This window comes from Pseudomonas sp. MH10, assembly GCF_034353045.1.
Lineage (GTDB): Bacteria > Pseudomonadota > Gammaproteobacteria > Pseudomonadales > Pseudomonadaceae > Aquipseudomonas.
Genome location: NZ_CP133783.1, coordinates 2,980,133 through 2,995,063 on the forward strand (window position 1 = coordinate 2,980,133; position 14,931 = coordinate 2,995,063).

The 14,931-nt window shown below is 58.1% G+C and carries 14 protein-coding genes; 5 read left to right on the forward strand and 9 right to left on the reverse strand.

Features of this window, described 5'->3' with window-relative positions; all coding sequences use genetic code 11:
• From RHM59_RS13325 to RHM59_RS13335, 3 genes are all read left to right on the forward strand, one after another.
• Entirely contained in the window at nucleotides 1-606 is a 606-nt protein-coding gene (locus tag RHM59_RS13325; protein ID WP_322224265.1) for a DUF4136 domain-containing protein, read from the forward strand.
• Between the two features lie 19 nt (nucleotides 607-625).
• On the forward strand, nucleotides 626-1,204 hold the full coding sequence (locus RHM59_RS13330) for a DUF4136 domain-containing protein (RefSeq protein WP_322224267.1): 579 nt from the start codon (nucleotides 626-628) through the stop codon (nucleotides 1,202-1,204).
• A 190-nt stretch (nucleotides 1,205-1,394) separates the two neighbouring features.
• Nucleotides 1,395-3,392: a pilus assembly protein TadG-related protein gene (locus RHM59_RS13335; protein ID WP_322224269.1), complete on the forward strand. Its 1,998-nt coding sequence runs from the start codon at nucleotides 1,395-1,397 to the stop codon at nucleotides 3,390-3,392.
• Here RHM59_RS13335 and RHM59_RS13340 read toward each other — a convergent pair.
• Together RHM59_RS13340 and RHM59_RS13345 are read right to left on the reverse strand one after the other, a co-directional pair.
• Nucleotides 3,381-6,170 (reverse strand): ATP-binding protein, encoded by a 2,790-nt coding sequence (locus tag RHM59_RS13340; RefSeq protein WP_322224271.1) that lies wholly within the window; start codon nucleotides 6,168-6,170, stop codon nucleotides 3,381-3,383. The two genes, RHM59_RS13335 and RHM59_RS13340, sit on opposite strands and share 12 nt — an antisense overlap.
• Nucleotides 6,160-6,636 (reverse strand): TadE/TadG family type IV pilus assembly protein, encoded by a 477-nt coding sequence (locus RHM59_RS13345; RefSeq protein ID WP_322224273.1) that lies wholly within the window; start codon nucleotides 6,634-6,636, stop codon nucleotides 6,160-6,162. Before RHM59_RS13345 ends, RHM59_RS13340 begins: the two co-directional genes overlap by 11 nt.
• Nucleotides 6,637-6,710: 74 nt before the next feature.
• Here RHM59_RS13345 and RHM59_RS13350 point away from each other — a divergent pair, with 74 nt between their 5' ends.
• Nucleotides 6,711-7,181, forward strand: coding sequence for a prepilin peptidase (locus tag RHM59_RS13350; RefSeq protein ID WP_322224275.1), 471 nt, complete (start codon nucleotides 6,711-6,713; stop codon nucleotides 7,179-7,181).
• A 195-nt stretch (nucleotides 7,182-7,376) separates the two neighbouring features.
• Nucleotides 7,377-8,168: a response regulator transcription factor gene (locus RHM59_RS13355; protein WP_322224277.1), complete on the forward strand. Its 792-nt coding sequence runs from the start codon at nucleotides 7,377-7,379 to the stop codon at nucleotides 8,166-8,168.
• A 239-nt stretch (nucleotides 8,169-8,407) separates the two neighbouring features.
• Here the strand turns inward: RHM59_RS13355 and RHM59_RS13360 are convergent, their stop codons facing one another.
• Genes RHM59_RS13360 through RHM59_RS13390 form a run of 7 tightly spaced genes read right to left on the reverse strand, consistent with a single transcriptional unit; the run spans nucleotide 8,408 to nucleotide 14,929 of the window.
• Nucleotides 8,408-8,683, reverse strand: a complete 276-nt coding sequence (locus RHM59_RS13360) for a DUF3613 domain-containing protein (protein ID WP_322224279.1) — start codon at nucleotides 8,681-8,683, stop codon at nucleotides 8,408-8,410.
• A 14-nt stretch (nucleotides 8,684-8,697) separates the two neighbouring features.
• On the reverse strand, nucleotides 8,698-9,402 hold the full coding sequence (locus RHM59_RS13365) for a tetratricopeptide repeat protein (protein WP_322224281.1): 705 nt from the start codon (nucleotides 9,400-9,402) through the stop codon (nucleotides 8,698-8,700).
• Nucleotides 9,403-9,445: 43 nt separating this feature from the next.
• On the reverse strand, nucleotides 9,446-10,333 hold the full coding sequence (locus RHM59_RS13370; RefSeq protein ID WP_322224283.1) for a type II secretion system F family protein: 888 nt from the start codon (nucleotides 10,331-10,333) through the stop codon (nucleotides 9,446-9,448).
• A complete protein-coding gene (locus tag RHM59_RS13375) occupies nucleotides 10,333-11,217 on the reverse strand; it encodes a type II secretion system F family protein (protein ID WP_322224285.1) in 885 nt (294 codons plus the stop codon). Before RHM59_RS13375 ends, RHM59_RS13370 begins: the two co-directional genes overlap by 1 nt.
• A gap of 33 nt (nucleotides 11,218-11,250) precedes the next feature.
• Nucleotides 11,251-12,507, reverse strand: a complete 1,257-nt coding sequence (locus RHM59_RS13380; protein ID WP_322224287.1) for a CpaF family protein — start codon at nucleotides 12,505-12,507, stop codon at nucleotides 11,251-11,253.
• Entirely contained in the window at nucleotides 12,504-13,694 is a 1,191-nt protein-coding gene (locus RHM59_RS13385; protein ID WP_322224289.1) for a pilus assembly protein, read from the reverse strand. Before RHM59_RS13385 ends, RHM59_RS13380 begins: the two co-directional genes overlap by 4 nt.
• Nucleotides 13,691-14,929, reverse strand: a complete 1,239-nt coding sequence (locus tag RHM59_RS13390) for a type II and III secretion system protein family protein (protein ID WP_322224291.1) — start codon at nucleotides 14,927-14,929, stop codon at nucleotides 13,691-13,693. Before RHM59_RS13390 ends, RHM59_RS13385 begins: the two co-directional genes overlap by 4 nt.
• Nucleotides 14,930-14,931: the final 2 nt, after the last annotated feature.

The window sequence follows — 14,931 nt, forward strand, 5'->3', positions numbered from 1 at the left end:
ATGAATCGCCGGTTCGCTACACTTTTGCTGTGTTTGGGCGTCAGCGCCTGCCAGAGCAGCAATCCCTACGTCGCCAGTTCGAATCCTTTACCGCCTGCGCCTCAGCTGGCGACGACGGCCGTGGACACCAGCGCATACCCTGCGCCCACCATCGATTTTGGTCGATACCGCAATTGGACCTGGGTCAACGGCCAACTTCCCGGTGGATCACCCTTTGCCAGCCCGGAGCAGCTTGCCGACGCGGTTAGTAATGGGCTTGATCAACGCGGCCTGCGTCCAGCCATGAGCAATCAACCCGCAGACCTCGGCGTAGTCGCCGACGTGCACGTGGAAACCCGCCTGCGCCAGGTCCGTGAGGACGCCTATGGGGGAGGGGTCGGCTATGGCGGCTATCGCAGCGGTGGTTTCGGCTATGCAACGGTGCCGGTTGAACGCACGTATCAGGTTCAAGTGCTAGTGGTCCGCATCAGTCTGTTCGACAACCGAAGCCATCAACCGGTATGGAGTGCCAGCGCGGAAACCGCCACCGGTGGCGATGAGTCGGGCCGCGCCAAAGCCTTGCGTCAAGCGGTCAACCGAGCGCTGACGACGTATCCACCCTCGTAATGCTGAACGGAGACACATTATGTTGCGCCACCTCTCTCTGTTGTCCGCCGCACTGATACTGAGCGCCTGCGTCACCCCTCAGGTCAATCATGACTTCGACGCGGCGCGGGACTTTGGCGCGTACCGCAGCTGGAGCTGGAAAGAGCCCGGCGTGCAATACCGCCCAGACGATCCCCGAATAAAAAGCGACCTGACCGATCAGCGTATCCGTGAGTCGGTGAGCGAGCAGTTGGATCAGCGGGGGTTGCGAATGGCCCCTAAGGGGCACCGTGCCGACGTCAAGGTGCAGACCTATTTGATCATCGAGGACCGCCAGCAAATGGTTAGCACCAACTACGGCGGCGGTCCGTGGGGCGGAGGCTGGGGTGGCGGTTGGGGCGGCTGGGGTGGCTGGGGTGGCGGGATCACTGAGACCCGAAATGTTGATTACAAAGTCTCGACCCTGCAAATCGACTTGCTCGATGGCAAAGACGGCAAACTGGTGTGGCGCGGCAGTACCGAACAAGTGGTCAACACCCGCCAAACCAACCCCGCCGCCCGTGACGCCGCCATTCGAGAAACAGTAGCCAAAGTCCTGGAACAGTATCCGCCGCATTGATTGTGGAGGCGGGATACCAGACACACCGGATTTGAATTGTAAATATTAAAACGGTAGGACCGGGCTCCTACAGGGTCCCGCGTCGCTGCGTGACCGTATCGGCCTCGATCACCTGCGCGACATCCAGCGGTTTGACTACACTGCTCTGCATACGGGTGAGTTAGCCACGGTTCTGCCGAAGGAGCGCTAGATGTCTCCCCTGATCAGCGCTTTCTCTGGCAGAGTTCGGCAACACGGCGCCATTGGCTTGATGGCGGCGCTAACGTTGGGTCTGGCCGTGCTGTGCATGTTGTTGGTGATCGACAGCGGCACGCTTTATTTGGAAAAACGCAACCTGCAACGGGTGGCCGACATGGCAGCGCTGGAAGCGGCCACGCGTCTGGGTCAGTGTACGCCAGCGAACACCGCCGCTACCTACGCCATTGCTGCCGCAACGCGTAACGGCTTCACCGTCACCGACAGCACCCGAACCCTCACCACCGATTGCGGCACGGTTGCCCTCGCCGCCAACAACCTGCGCGCCTTCAGTGTCAACGCCACTCAAAATCAGGCCATCCGAGTGGTGGTCACACACTGGGTCAATCAGAGCATCGCGGGCGGAATCAGCGCCTTGTTTCCCGGAGGCAGCTCAGGCACGACGATCAATCTCAGCGCAACGGCAGTCGCAGCGGTTCCACCCCCCGTGGCAATGCTGACCATCCGCAGCACATTACTGGTGGCCGACAGCAGCAATTCGATCATTCTGAATGGATTGTTCGGGGGCTTGCTTGGTTCAACTGTCAACCTGAGCGCAGTTGGCTGGAACGGTTTGATTAACAGCAACATCAGCCTGCTTGGCTATCTGAATCAGCTAAAACTCGATCTCGGGATCACCGCCGTCGGTTACTCCCAACTGCTCAGCACCACGGTATCCGTCAGCCAGCTATTACAATCGGCGATCACCGTCCTAGACCCCACCGGCACGCTGGGTGCGACCGCGTCCATCGGCAGCTTGCAAGCACTCAAGGCCGCTGCCGGCTCAACCACCGTAATGCTGGGGGATTTACTTCAGGTCAAAGGCGGCACAGAAACGGCCGCGCTCACCTCCAACCTGCAACTGTTCCAATTGGTTGAAGGCCTTGTGCAGTTGGCCAACAAGAGCAACGGCCTGGTCGCCGTTCAGACGATTAACCTAGGCGTGCTCAGCATCACATCCAACCTCAAAGTGCTGCAACCAGCGCAGATTTCAGCCGTCGGTAATCCGGCACTTGCGGCACTAAATCCTTTGGGGCCGGACAAGATCTACGTGCGGACCGCGCAAGTCCGTGCGCTGTTATCGGTTAATTTGCCGCTCCTGACCGGCGTAGCGCCGTTGGTCAGCGCGGTTGCGAACCTGACAGCACCCATCACCAATACCCTAAACAGCTTGCTCAGCCTGAACCTTGCTGGTGCCGTTGGCGCGTTAGCCTGCGCCATCGGCGTTCCTTGCACATACACCAACTTATTGCTGCTGCCGACCCCCGAGATCGACGTGAGCCTCGACGTTGGCAGCGGTGAAAGCTACGTGACCAATTACAGCTGCGCTTCAAGCACTAACAAAACCTTGACCACCCATACGAACCTTGTCGCCGCAGCCCTCAATATCGGTTCGATACCCACCAGCGTCATTCCCCCTGGCAGTACCGCGCCACCTGCGGTTGTCGCCCTGCCAATTCCCGTGCTCGATATTGGTACGCGCAAGTGCTCGATACTCGTAGTCATCCCGGTGTGCACGGTCCCCCGTATACCCTGGGTGGGCGGTGGCATTGGTATCAGCGCCAACAGCACGGTTGCACAGTCGATTGATAACAGCACACCGCCAACGTTTAGCTCACCCAACTTGCCGGAAATCACGCAGCCGCCTTATTACCGGGTGTACAGCACGGCCAATATTGTCAGCAGTCTGTCGAGCACCATCGCCGGGGTTCAGGTGAATATGTACGCGCCGACCGCCGGCAATAACGGTGTATTGGGGCCGTTAGTGACGGGGCTAGGCACGCTGCTCACCAGCATTACCAGCGCGTTGCAAACGGTGGTAGCCAGCGTTTTGAGCCCGTTGCTCGACACGCTGCTTAACACCTTGCTCGCGAGTCTTGGGATCAACCTTAACGAGGTCGACGTCGGCGCCAATCTCACGTGCGGTGCTGGCCAAGCCTCGTTAGTGATCTAATTCGCCAATAGCCAGCGGCAGCGCGATACGGAATCGAGCGCCCTCGGCTGTGTTTGTCACACTGAGGCGTCCGCCCATTAGCTCGACAATGCCATAGCTGACCGATAACCCGAGGCCGGTGCCCACACCCACCGGTTTGGTGGTGAAAAATGGCTCGAAAACTCGCTCCAACAAACGCGGATCGACGCCGCCACCGTTGTCCTCCACGGACAACCAAACCATCTGTTCGTCATGCTCGACCTGCAACCCGATCCATGGCTGGAAATCACGGTCGATGTCGAGTTTAGACAGCAGGGCATCGCGAGCATTGATGACCAGGTTGATCAACACTTGCTCCAACTGATCCGCATGCCCGCGAACCTGCACCGGTCCGCTTAGCAAGGGCCCATTCAACACTGATACGCGCAGCTCGACACCCTTGCCTTTCAGGCCTTCCGTCAGCATTGCCACGGTGCCTTCAATTGCCTGCGCCGGGCCGAACAATTGCTGATGGATTTCCGAACGACGGCCAAACACCCGCATGTGATCAACGACCCGTGCCGCGCGCTTGACCTGCGCATCAATACGGTTGAGTTTTTCAGTCAGGTATTCGACCTCCACCTCGCCGCTACTCAAGCGCTTAAGCGCGTTCACCACCGCCATGCTCATCACGTGCAGCGGCTGGTTAATTTCATGGGCCAGCCCGGTTGCCATTTCGCCCAGGGTCGCCATCTTCGCGCTTTGCGTCAGTTGCATCTGGGTGCGGCGTATTTCGGTGTTGTCGCGGCCCACGGCCTGAACTTCCAGCAAAGCGCCGGCGCCATCAAATACGCCCCGGTCGGTCCACATCCACCAGGCATGTTCACGACCGGGCAGCTCCAAGCATATTTCCGCCGTACTCACTGGCGAGGCCGGGCTGAGCTGGTTGATGCGCTGCATAAACGCCTCGCGCTGATCAGGCGACAGCCAATCGCCCAAGTTGATTCCGACCAGTGCGTCCGACGAACACTCCAGGTACTTGGCCAAGGGTCGATTGCCGAAGCTCAGAATCAGTGCCGGCGAATAACGGCAGATCATAGCCGGAGAGTCTTCGACCAAAATCCGATAACGCTCTTCGCTTTGACGAACCTGTTCAGCAGCCAATGTGGCCTCGGTCACGTCTAGCCACAGTCCCACTGCTTCTATCGGGATACCCAGATCATCGCGCAGCAGCTTGGCCTCATCGAGCAGCCAGTGGTAATTACCAAGCGCGTCACGCAACCGGTATCGGCTGCGCACGGTGCCTTCGCGCAGCAACTCACGGGTGTGCGCAAAGTACAGGTCGCGGTCCTCCGGGTGAATGTAATTGCCGAGTTGGCCGTCGCTGCAATCGGCCAAGGTCAGCCCCAGCAGCGGCTTCAAACTGTGGCTAAAAAAGGTCGGCAGCAGCGCGCCTTCTACATAGCGCTGCACGTAGATCACCGCCGGCGAACTGGCGACCAGGTTGTCCAGACGCGCATGGGCGGCGGCGGCCTGGGTCTCCTGATTTTTGATATCGCTGACGTCGAGCATAAAACCCAACACCCGCCGCACTTGACCACTGACGACCAATTGCCCCTGAATGCGTTGCCAAACCACCCGATGCGCCAAGTCAGGCGCGCGCATCCGCACGCAGGCCACTAACGGGGTGCCTCGATCTCGCAGCTCAATGAGGCGACTGGCAAGCTCCTGACGATCGGACGGGTGAATCATGTCCAGCCAATCCTTGTGCGACAACCGATCACATCCAGTCGCCAAACGAAGCCCTTGCGCTAATTGCGGCGCCAGTTGCATTTCACCATTGGGCAGCCATTCCCACCATCCCGTACCGAGCAACTCTTGCAGCACATTCAGACGTTCCAACTGCTGCTGGTGCTGGTCTTCAGCCAGCCGAACGAGCACCGATCCGGCCACGGCTACGCACAGTTGCAGCCATTCACGCTGGCTCAGGTCCGGCGCCTGTTCATCGGCCTGATAGAAACCGAAGAGCAACCACGCCATGGCCCCGGCTTCTTCTCGATAAGGCAACAAAAAACCGTCGGCGTTGCCAAATGCACTTTGCAAATGCGGTAGTTCACCGTGGGCGCCAAACGCGAGTTGATGCGCGACCGCACCGTCCAAACTGTTCAGCTCATGGCCTAAGCGTTGGCCGGCTTGCCACAAAGTCGGTGCCGTGTGCGCATTGAAGTGGCTATACACCTGCCAGCCCCGCCCATTCGGTTCGGGCAGTACCAACGCCAGGCAGGGCACTCGCCAACGCTGGGCCAAATCCTGCAGTTGCTCACCCACCACATCCACCAGACGCGCAAAGCTGCATGCACGGATTTTCTCCGCCATGCGCCCGGCACTCAACAAACATTGCTGACGGCATTGAGCGGCTAAGGTTTCACGCAGCAAATCGCCAACGTCCAGCAGTTGCAAACGCCAACCGTGTTCGCGGTTTCGAGATTCATGGGTTTGCACCCAGCCACGGGTATGCACGACGTGGCCGCCAGCGCCTTTGAAATCCAGGTCCAACGTGAGCCCGAACCAGTCCTTGGGGATACCTTCGACCACCAGCGCGCTGTCGGGCGTCAGATAGTCCATCAACAACCTGCGATCAGCATGGGCGGGGGCCAACAGCCCACGCAGCGGATCGCTGAGCTGCACGACGCGACCGTCGTCGTCGAGCTGCAAATAAAGACCCGCGCTCGACTCTTCGGGGACGACAACAGCCAGCTCTGCCGGACGCGGCTCTGCGCGCCCCAAGAGTCGGCCCAGTAATACTTTCTTAAGGGCCAAGTTGCAGACTCGCTTGAGCGGTTAAAAAGGTCGGTAAGCTAGGCACCTGACCAATAACAGGCAGCACCAGAGGCGGCACGACATTGGCCAGTTTACTGACGGGGTAATTGATCGAGACCGTCAGCAGTTTGCTGGCGGTGTTATACACGGCAGTCACGCTAGTCTGATCGAACCCCAACGCGGCTGGCATCCAGGCCAATTGGCTGAGGACCGTGGCGCTGGCCTGCGTTTGTATGACCCCTTGGTAACCGCTTACTGTTGGACTGACCGCCACCGCCCGGCGAACCGCTTCGGTGGTCGCTGCATTGAATGACTGCATCATTAGCAACGGCAGGCTATAACTGACCAACCCATAAAACACGGCAAAGAAAGTGATGAACACCGCCGCAAACTCGATGGCAGCTGCGCCCTTTTGTTTGCGGTTGAATGTTAAATACGTGCGAGACTTAAAAGAGGTGTTTTGCATGTCGACATCTACCCTGACAATGCGGCATCAACTGATGCATAGGTTGTTTCTCTGAATCAGGATTTTATTTACGTATGCAGCTTTTTTTATTATTGGTCTGGTTCGCGGTATGTGCTGAGCGGGACGCCCGACACCGGCAACTGTCGAATGGGCTAACCTTTGGCGCCGGTGCCCTGTTTCTATTTTTTTTACTGATTAACGGTCATACATGGCTCGGCGCAACTGAGGCCGACGGCCTGTGGGCGTTACTACTGGCACTTGCCTTTACGCTGCCGGGCTATGCTTTAAATCGATTGGGTGCAGGGGATGTGAAGTTATTGGCAGCCGTGGCCCTCGCCAGTGACAGTTTGCATCTATTGGGTACGTTTATTGGGGCTGGGGTTTCCAGTTTGATATGGCTGACGATGCGCCGAACGGTATGGCTTCGTTTGCCGCGACGCCTTACAGACCGCTATACGCCGGACGCATCGAGCCCCTCAGGCAAATACCCGTTTGTACCTTTTTTATTGGTCGGATTTATTTTTTTCGAAATCCTCACCCACTAGTCTAAAACGCACGCTAGCGCTATATACATAGTACGAAAGTACGACTACGGTAAGCCAAATGCACCCAAACGAGTGCACTCGCTGGTCCGCCGTTTACAACGGCTTTTTGAAGGTTCGCAGCCTAGAAAGCTGTCGGGAAATTGCATCGGCACTCGACGTCTGGTCAGTAGAAGCCAAGCAAACATGGAGTAGCGCGTGATCAAGCATTCAGCTGTGAAAATCCTTGTTGTCGATGATCAACCGCTTATTGTGGATGAGCTTAGCGAATTCCTGGAGGGCAGTGGTTATAACTGCGTTCGATGTTATTCCAGCCGAGACGCCGTCGAGCGCTTTACCCATGAAAGTCAGGTAGGTCTGGTGGTATGCGATCTGGACATGCCGGGTATGAATGGCATCGAGTTAGTGAACGAACTTAAACGTATTTCCGGTAAAACTCGAGTATTCGAATCGATCATGCTGACCGGACGAGCCGATAAACAGGATGTAATAAAGGCGCTGCGTGCGGGCATTGCTGATTACTATCAAAAACCGGTTGATTTAAATGAACTACTTGAAGGGGTGCAACGCCAAGAGCTAGCGTTGCAAGATCGGCATAAGAGCCATCAGCACTTGGGCCATTTAAACGACAAACTCAAGTTTCTGTCGGCGTCTATTGATGACATTTATCAGGACCTCGATAAAGTTCGGCGCAAACCGGCTTCGGGTTCGTCAGCAGACCAAAACAGAGACGTCGATGGTGAACGCGACACGGTCGAAATCCCGGCGATTTTCAACCAACTGTCACCCCGCCAAATGGACGTTGCTCATCTGGTTGGCAAAGGCCAGACCAATTACCAAATCGCCTGTGAACTGGGCATCACTGAAAACACCGTGAAGCTCTATGTGTCCCAAGTGCTACGCCTGACCCACATGCACAATCGCACCCAACTGGCGCTGGCACTGTCACCCAGCAACGCGGGCCCGCATCACCGCGCAACGGCGCATTAAAAACACCCCCCCCATCTTTAGGGGCCATCTTGTTGGCGAAGGTCCTTCGGACCTTATCGCAGCCTTCGGCAGCTCCTACAGAATCTGTGCAGCGCCAAACCGTGGGACCGCATTTATTCGGGAAGGCTTCAGTCCTGACACCCTGCAACCTCAAACCACACAAAGTGCCACCCAGTTTGCTGCGCGACAGCGCGGCGTCGAAGACGTGGCGGACCCTCCTACAGAACATGATGAGTGCCTCAATGGTTACTCCCGCCAGAAATCTTCCCGCCTTTCTCTTGGTCATAAAATTCCGGAATTTCGTGGGTGTAGTTGTTTAGCCAACGCTGAAAGCTCAGGTCGCGTTCGGTCTGGGTCGAAACCTGTTTGATTGGCGAAGCCGCCGTGCCTTGTGGCTGTAATTGCAGCCAGTTTTCGGTTTCTTGCTGCTGCGCGGATGAAGGCCCAGCCTCAATGGCTGACGCGTTTGCTGATAGAAGCAACATCACCATGCCGCCGAACACTGAAGCCTTCATCGCGTGTCTCCCTGTCATTTGGAAGCGGCGGCGACCCGATCAGGTGCCGTCGCATTCTTGTCGCCCGATCCTTTAAGGTGTTCTGCACGTGCCTGCGCCTCACTGAATTGTTGCGGGCTCAGGCCAATCCGAGACACTAACTCTGCCGCCTGTTTCCAGTCGTCTTGGTAGAGTAATAATGTGACCAGATTGACGGCGGCCAGCGGGTCGGACTGTTTCAATTCAATGGCGGTGAGGAATTGGAACCGGGCCTGTTCCAGCTTCAATTGATTGAGATAAACGACACCGAGATCATTACGGATTTTTTCATCGGTGGGCGCCAATTTCACTGCATTGGTCAGATGCGCCAATGCCTGACTGTTGTCGCCTCGCGCGGCCGACAACTGGCCCAACCCATGTTCACCCTCCGCGGCGCGGCACGTACCCAGCAAGCTGCGGTACAACGGCTCCGCGTCACCACTGCCCAACAAACGCAGCACCCGCGCTTTACGCAAGCGGACTTCGCCGAGGTTATCGGGCAGCGCTTCCAGGTTCGCTAGGCTCGCGTGCAAACGTCCTTCGTTGGCCATGTCTTGAGCAAGATTGAGCGCTAACTCATCGTCAGCGCTTAGCTTGGCGCAACTGGACGCCGCGACCGGAAACGGCATCCACGGCGAGCCGCCATCGGTGGCGCAACCGCCCAGCAGCAATAACCCGAAGACCACGATGATTCGTTTCATTTCACGCCTCTCAATTTCATTAAATTGTAGGAGCTGCGTTTTCCTACGAAGAACTCAGCGCACGACCAATCGCGGTGAATCCCGGCCCTGCCAGCACGATCAACAGGGCAGGAAACAAAAACACCATCATCACGATGGACATCTTGGCCGAGAGTTTGGAGATGTATTCCTGCAGCTGGGTCAGCCGCCGATCATCGAGCAGTTGCTTCAACGTCAGCAGTGACTTCATCGCCCCACCGCCTTGGTGGATCAGTTGATTCAAAATCACGCATGTGTCGCTGAACTCGTCCACCGCCAAAAGGTTTGCGGTCTTGCTCAGCTCTTCGCCCAATTCCAAACCCGAATCGACGCGCACTAACACCATGCGAAGCTCACCCGACAAAATCGGCAGCAGTTGCTGACCTTCACCGCTCAGCACCCGCAATGCCTGCTCCACCGCCATGCCCGACTCAAACAAGATGCGCAGCAGCGGGATAAAGCTCGACACCTCGAGGGCCAGACCCTTTTGTCGACGCGCCGCCGCCAGCGCCAACAGACGTTTTGGTAGCAAATAGCCGATGCCCAACGCGAACAGTGGCGCGAGAAACGGGTACGTCACTTCGGGATAAAACAACCACTGACCCAGCAACACAAATCCCAGCAACACCATCGGCGCACCGACTTGAAACGCCGCGTATAGCGAGCGATCGTGGGCTCGTCGCCATCCCAGACGGTTAAGCATAAGTTGAGTTTCGCTGTCGAGACTGACCGAGCGCTGGCCGAACCGGGTATCACCCAGTAAACGCAGCCAGCCGCCGACTCGGCTGTCCCGGGCCATCTGTCCTTGCAGCCGTCGCGCCACCTCGCGCTTGCCGCGCTGGCGGTTGGCGAATTGGTTAAGCAGCAGCACGGCAGCGGCCACCAACAACAACGCACTGATCAACAGGGCCATCAAATACTCCGCAACATGCGCCACAGCACCAGACAACCCACAACTTGCAAGATGAACGCCGCGAGCAGCATGTGTTGGCCGCTGGTTTCATTCCACATGTTCATCAGGTAGTTGGGATTGACCGATAAAAAATAGCCAACCATGCCCAACGGCAACAGTGCCAGAACCCAGGCCGTCATTCGGGTTTCACCGGTCATGGCCCGCAGCTGTCGGGCGCCTTGCTCACGTTCGCGAATCAGCGTGATCAGGTTTTCCATCAACTCACTGGCATTGCCGCCATAGCGATGGTTGACCCGCAGGCCCAGAGCGAACAGACGAAATTCTTCCTTCTCATACAGGTCGGCAAAATCCTGCGCGGCGTCGGGCAAGCTGACGCCCAGTTGTACGCTGCGCTGAATTCGACGCATGGCCAACTGCAGAGGATTCGCTGCGGATTCGATACCGTGCAGCACCGCATCGGCCAACGTGCGCCCGGATTTAAGACTGCGCACCGCATGATCGAGCAGCGGCGGCAATTGCTCGATCATCCGCCGCACCCGACGCTGATAACGCCAGGAAATGTACAACCGCAGCAGCAAGGGCGGACCCACCACTGCCAGTAACAGGCCAACCCATGTGCCCATCCAATAACCCAACAGCAACATCGACAGCCATGCCACCAGCGAAACCGTCAATTGGTCAGTCGGACGCCCCAGTCCCGCCCGTAAAAAAGCCAATTCCATACGGGCCCAGCCTGGACGCTCGATGAGTACCGACGGCTGCCCGTGGGCCAGTCGCACCATCACCCGCTCGGCAGCGCTTTTGCGCCAGCTGCGATAGAACAGCGACATGGACGCCATGAGCAACACCAGGCACGTCAGCGCTAATGCAATCGGCCCTGCCATCTCTGTACCTCCTCGACCCACAACACAACCGGACTAATGATCCCGCCGAAGCTTGTCTCCGGCCGGATTCACCGCGTCACGAAAGAAACCAAAACCGCTGCGTCGATCCAGGCGAAACAACGTGTTGGTCACGTACACGTCATCGCGCACACCGACCACTTCCACCACCTCGCTGACACAGCGTCGGCCGTCCGGCATCCGGGTCAGTTGAATCACTACATCCAGCGCCGCACAGATCATCTGGCGCAGGGTTTTCTCCGCCACTTGGCGACCCGTCAACCCCACCAGCGTTTCCAGGCGCAGCAACGCATCCTGGGCATTGTTGGCGTGAACGGTGCTCATGGAGCCGTCATGCCCGGTGTTCATGGCGGTCACCACATCCAGCACTTCCACACCGCGAATTTCGCCGAGGATGATTCGGTCCGGACGCATTCGCAGCGCGTTGCGGATCAAGTCACTGGCACGGACTTCGCCATGACCTTCGGCATTGGGCGGTCGGGTTTCCAGGCGCACGACATGGGAATGACTGAGCTGTAACTCGGCCACATCTTCGATGGTCACCAAACGCTCGTGCGGGGCGATTAACTGACTCAGGACGTTGAGCAACGTGGTCTTTCCGGTGCCGGTGCCGCCGCTGACAAGAATGTTGCAGCGCTTGCTCACGGCCTCTTCGAAGAATTCAAAGATCGGTTGATCGATGGTTTGCATCGCCATCAGATCAGCACTTTTGAGCATGTCTTTGCGGAACTTGCGAATCGACAGGCAAGGACCATCCAACGCAATCGGCGGGATGATCGCGTTGACCCGGCTGCCATCGGGCATCCGCGCATCGACCATGGGCGAGGACTCGTCCAAACGACGGCCCAAGGGCGCAAGAATCCGCTGCATCACCCGTTCGACGTGGTGTGCGTCGATAAAGCGCAGGTCCGTTTGGTGCAGCATCCCGTCGCGCTCGATGAACACCTTGTGCGGGCCGTTGACCAAAATTTCAGTCACCGACGGATCCCGCAGCAGCACCTCCAATGGGCCGAAGCCAGTCAACTCATCGACCAGTTCTTCCGCCAGGCGCTCCATTTCGTAACGTGAAATCGCCAGGTGCAGCCTGCCGATGTACTCCCCTACTTTGTCGGTGACGAACTGCGCCAAGGCCGGACGCGAGCCTTCCAGCAGGTTTTTTCCGCTCTCTTCAATGGCGTCGATGATGTAGCGATGCAGGATCAGCTTCAGGCCCTGGGCTTCGTTACCACCCGAGGATCGAGGGGCCACACCGAACAGTTTTTCTTTGGTCATTTACTTCCCCATAGCCGATTAAGCCAGCTTTCTTGAGGTTTACCCGGCGCTTCGGAACGCTTGGCGAGGCGCTCGCCTAATGTCCGTAGACCCAGGCACAACGGATCGCGCGGCGATAACTCAGACAGCCTTACGCCCTGGTTCTTCGCATTCAGGCGCAGCTCCGGACTGAAGGGCAATACGGCGAAAACCGGCAAGCCGAACGTTTTACCAAGGTCCTCGGAATTGGGCGCAACCGGGCGCATGTAGCGGTCAATCAGCAGCCCAGCGTGTTGCAGCTTCATGCCTTTTTCTCGCCACACACCGAGCACCGCCAAGTTACGGCGGCATTCGAGCACGCTCTGATCGGCGCACCACAACAACTGGTCACAGTGAATGACGAAGGTGCGCAACGCTTCGCTGTCGGGCTGCCCCACCAGATTCACCACCACGTGCTGGTAGTGTTGCCGCAACGCACTGAGGAGCATGTACAACTCGGCCGCGCTGGTATTTTCCAACAGGTCATCACCGTCGGCGTACCCCAGCATGCGCAGCCCGGAAGGTTCAGTGGTGAACGCGCTGTCCATCAAGGTCGCGTCAAGCCGTCGTAAATGACGCACCGCGTCGCCGAAATGGAAGGACGCTTCGAGGCCAAGCATCGCCAAGCCGTCGCCGCGCGGCAAGCCGAGGTCCAGCAGCAAGGTGCGCTGACCGCAGCGCTGCACCACCAAGGCCAAGTGAGTTGCAAGCATTGCGCCGTCGGCGTCACATTGCGCGCCATACAGAACCGTGAGACCGCCCATGTTCGGGTTGGGCGCCACCGGCGGCAGGCGCTTACCCAGACGCCGAACCAGGCCCGCCACTTCGCTGGAACGCGAGCCATAGGCAACGAAATCCCGCGCCCCAGCACGCATGGCATTGAGCACCAACTGGTTATCCATGCCATCGCCCAACGCGACGATGGCGAGCATCGGTTTGGCCTCCAGCGCACCTTCAATCAGCGCGCATTGGGTGACCAGATGTTCACGGTCAAGACCGACAAACACCAAGCTGGCGAAGGTTACGTCGACCAGCGCCAACAGCTCATCCAGATTGCCGGTACTGGCGCCGACCACTTGGCCCAACGGCGCCAGCGCGCCCTGCAACCATTCCAGATCGGTGCTGGTGCGGGTAATCGCTAGGAATGTCTGACTCAGGCTTTGGCTCATTGCGACAGCCCGCTACGGCGGTCGAAGTTGCCATTTTCGAGAAAGTACATCTGATAGAAATTCGGGTCGTAGTTGCGTAACTGTTCGCCGGGCAGCGACGGCAGTGGCGCGTTCGCCGCCAGCGGCTGGACCAGATGCGGGGTGACGATCATCAGCAGTTCTTGCTCTTCACGGTTGACTTGAGAGTTACGAAATAACGCGCCAATAATCGGGATGTCTCCCAACCCCGGAAATTTCCCCACTGTCGAGGTGTTGTGGGTACTGATCAAACCGCTGACGACGAAGCTTTCACCGTCCGCCAGATTGATGCTGGTATCGGTGCGTCGAATACTGAGTGCCGGGACGGTGGTGCCTGCGATAGTGACGCCGTTGGTGTAGTCCAACTCGCTGACCTCCGGGGCGACTTTCAAGGCGATCCGATTGCGGCCGATCACGGTAGGCGTCAGGGTCAGCCGCACGCCGAATTCTTTGTACTCGATGGAGATGCCGTTGCCTTGGCCGTTGGGCACCGGGATCGGAATTTCACCGCCGGCCAGAAAACTCGCACTTTGTCCGCTCAAGGCCACCAGGCTTGGTCGCGCCAAGGTGTAGGCGAAGCCACTGCTTTCAAGTGCATTGAGCATGCCTAGGACTTTGCTGTTGCCCCAGACAATGTTGAAGGTGCTGTTGTTGAGCGGGATCTGCGGCAGGATACCGATTGCTCCGGGCGTTACCCCGGCCCCCGCCACCGTTCCCGGCGAGCCAAATAGAAAGTTGCCGCCCTTGCCGAAAATCGAGGTACTGGCCTCCTTCAGTTTGGTACGGCTGATTTCCACGAAACGAATGTCGGTCTGCACTTGATTGGGCAGCGTTATATCTTCCGAGGGTGCCACCAAGGTATTGGTCAGGGCTGCTGTGGCCCGCCCCTGGACAAACACCATGCTTTGCCGAGGCGATGACGAACACTCGGTCCAGACCATCAAACTGGTTGCGCCGGGAGCAATGCCGGTCAACAAAAAGCCCTGATCACCTTTGACGTTCACATCGGCAATTTTTGCGTCGCCCACTGCCAGCCGAGTAATTGCTACCGCCGAATGCATGTCTTGCTGCAAGCCCTGCCCCACTTCGATCACCGCAGGCAGCGCGCCCAATCCTACGCAACTGCCGGGCGTTGCGATGGCATGTCCGAGGTGCAGCCCCGTCAGCATCAGGACCGCCATCACTCGCTTCAACATCCGCATGAAACAACTACTCATCA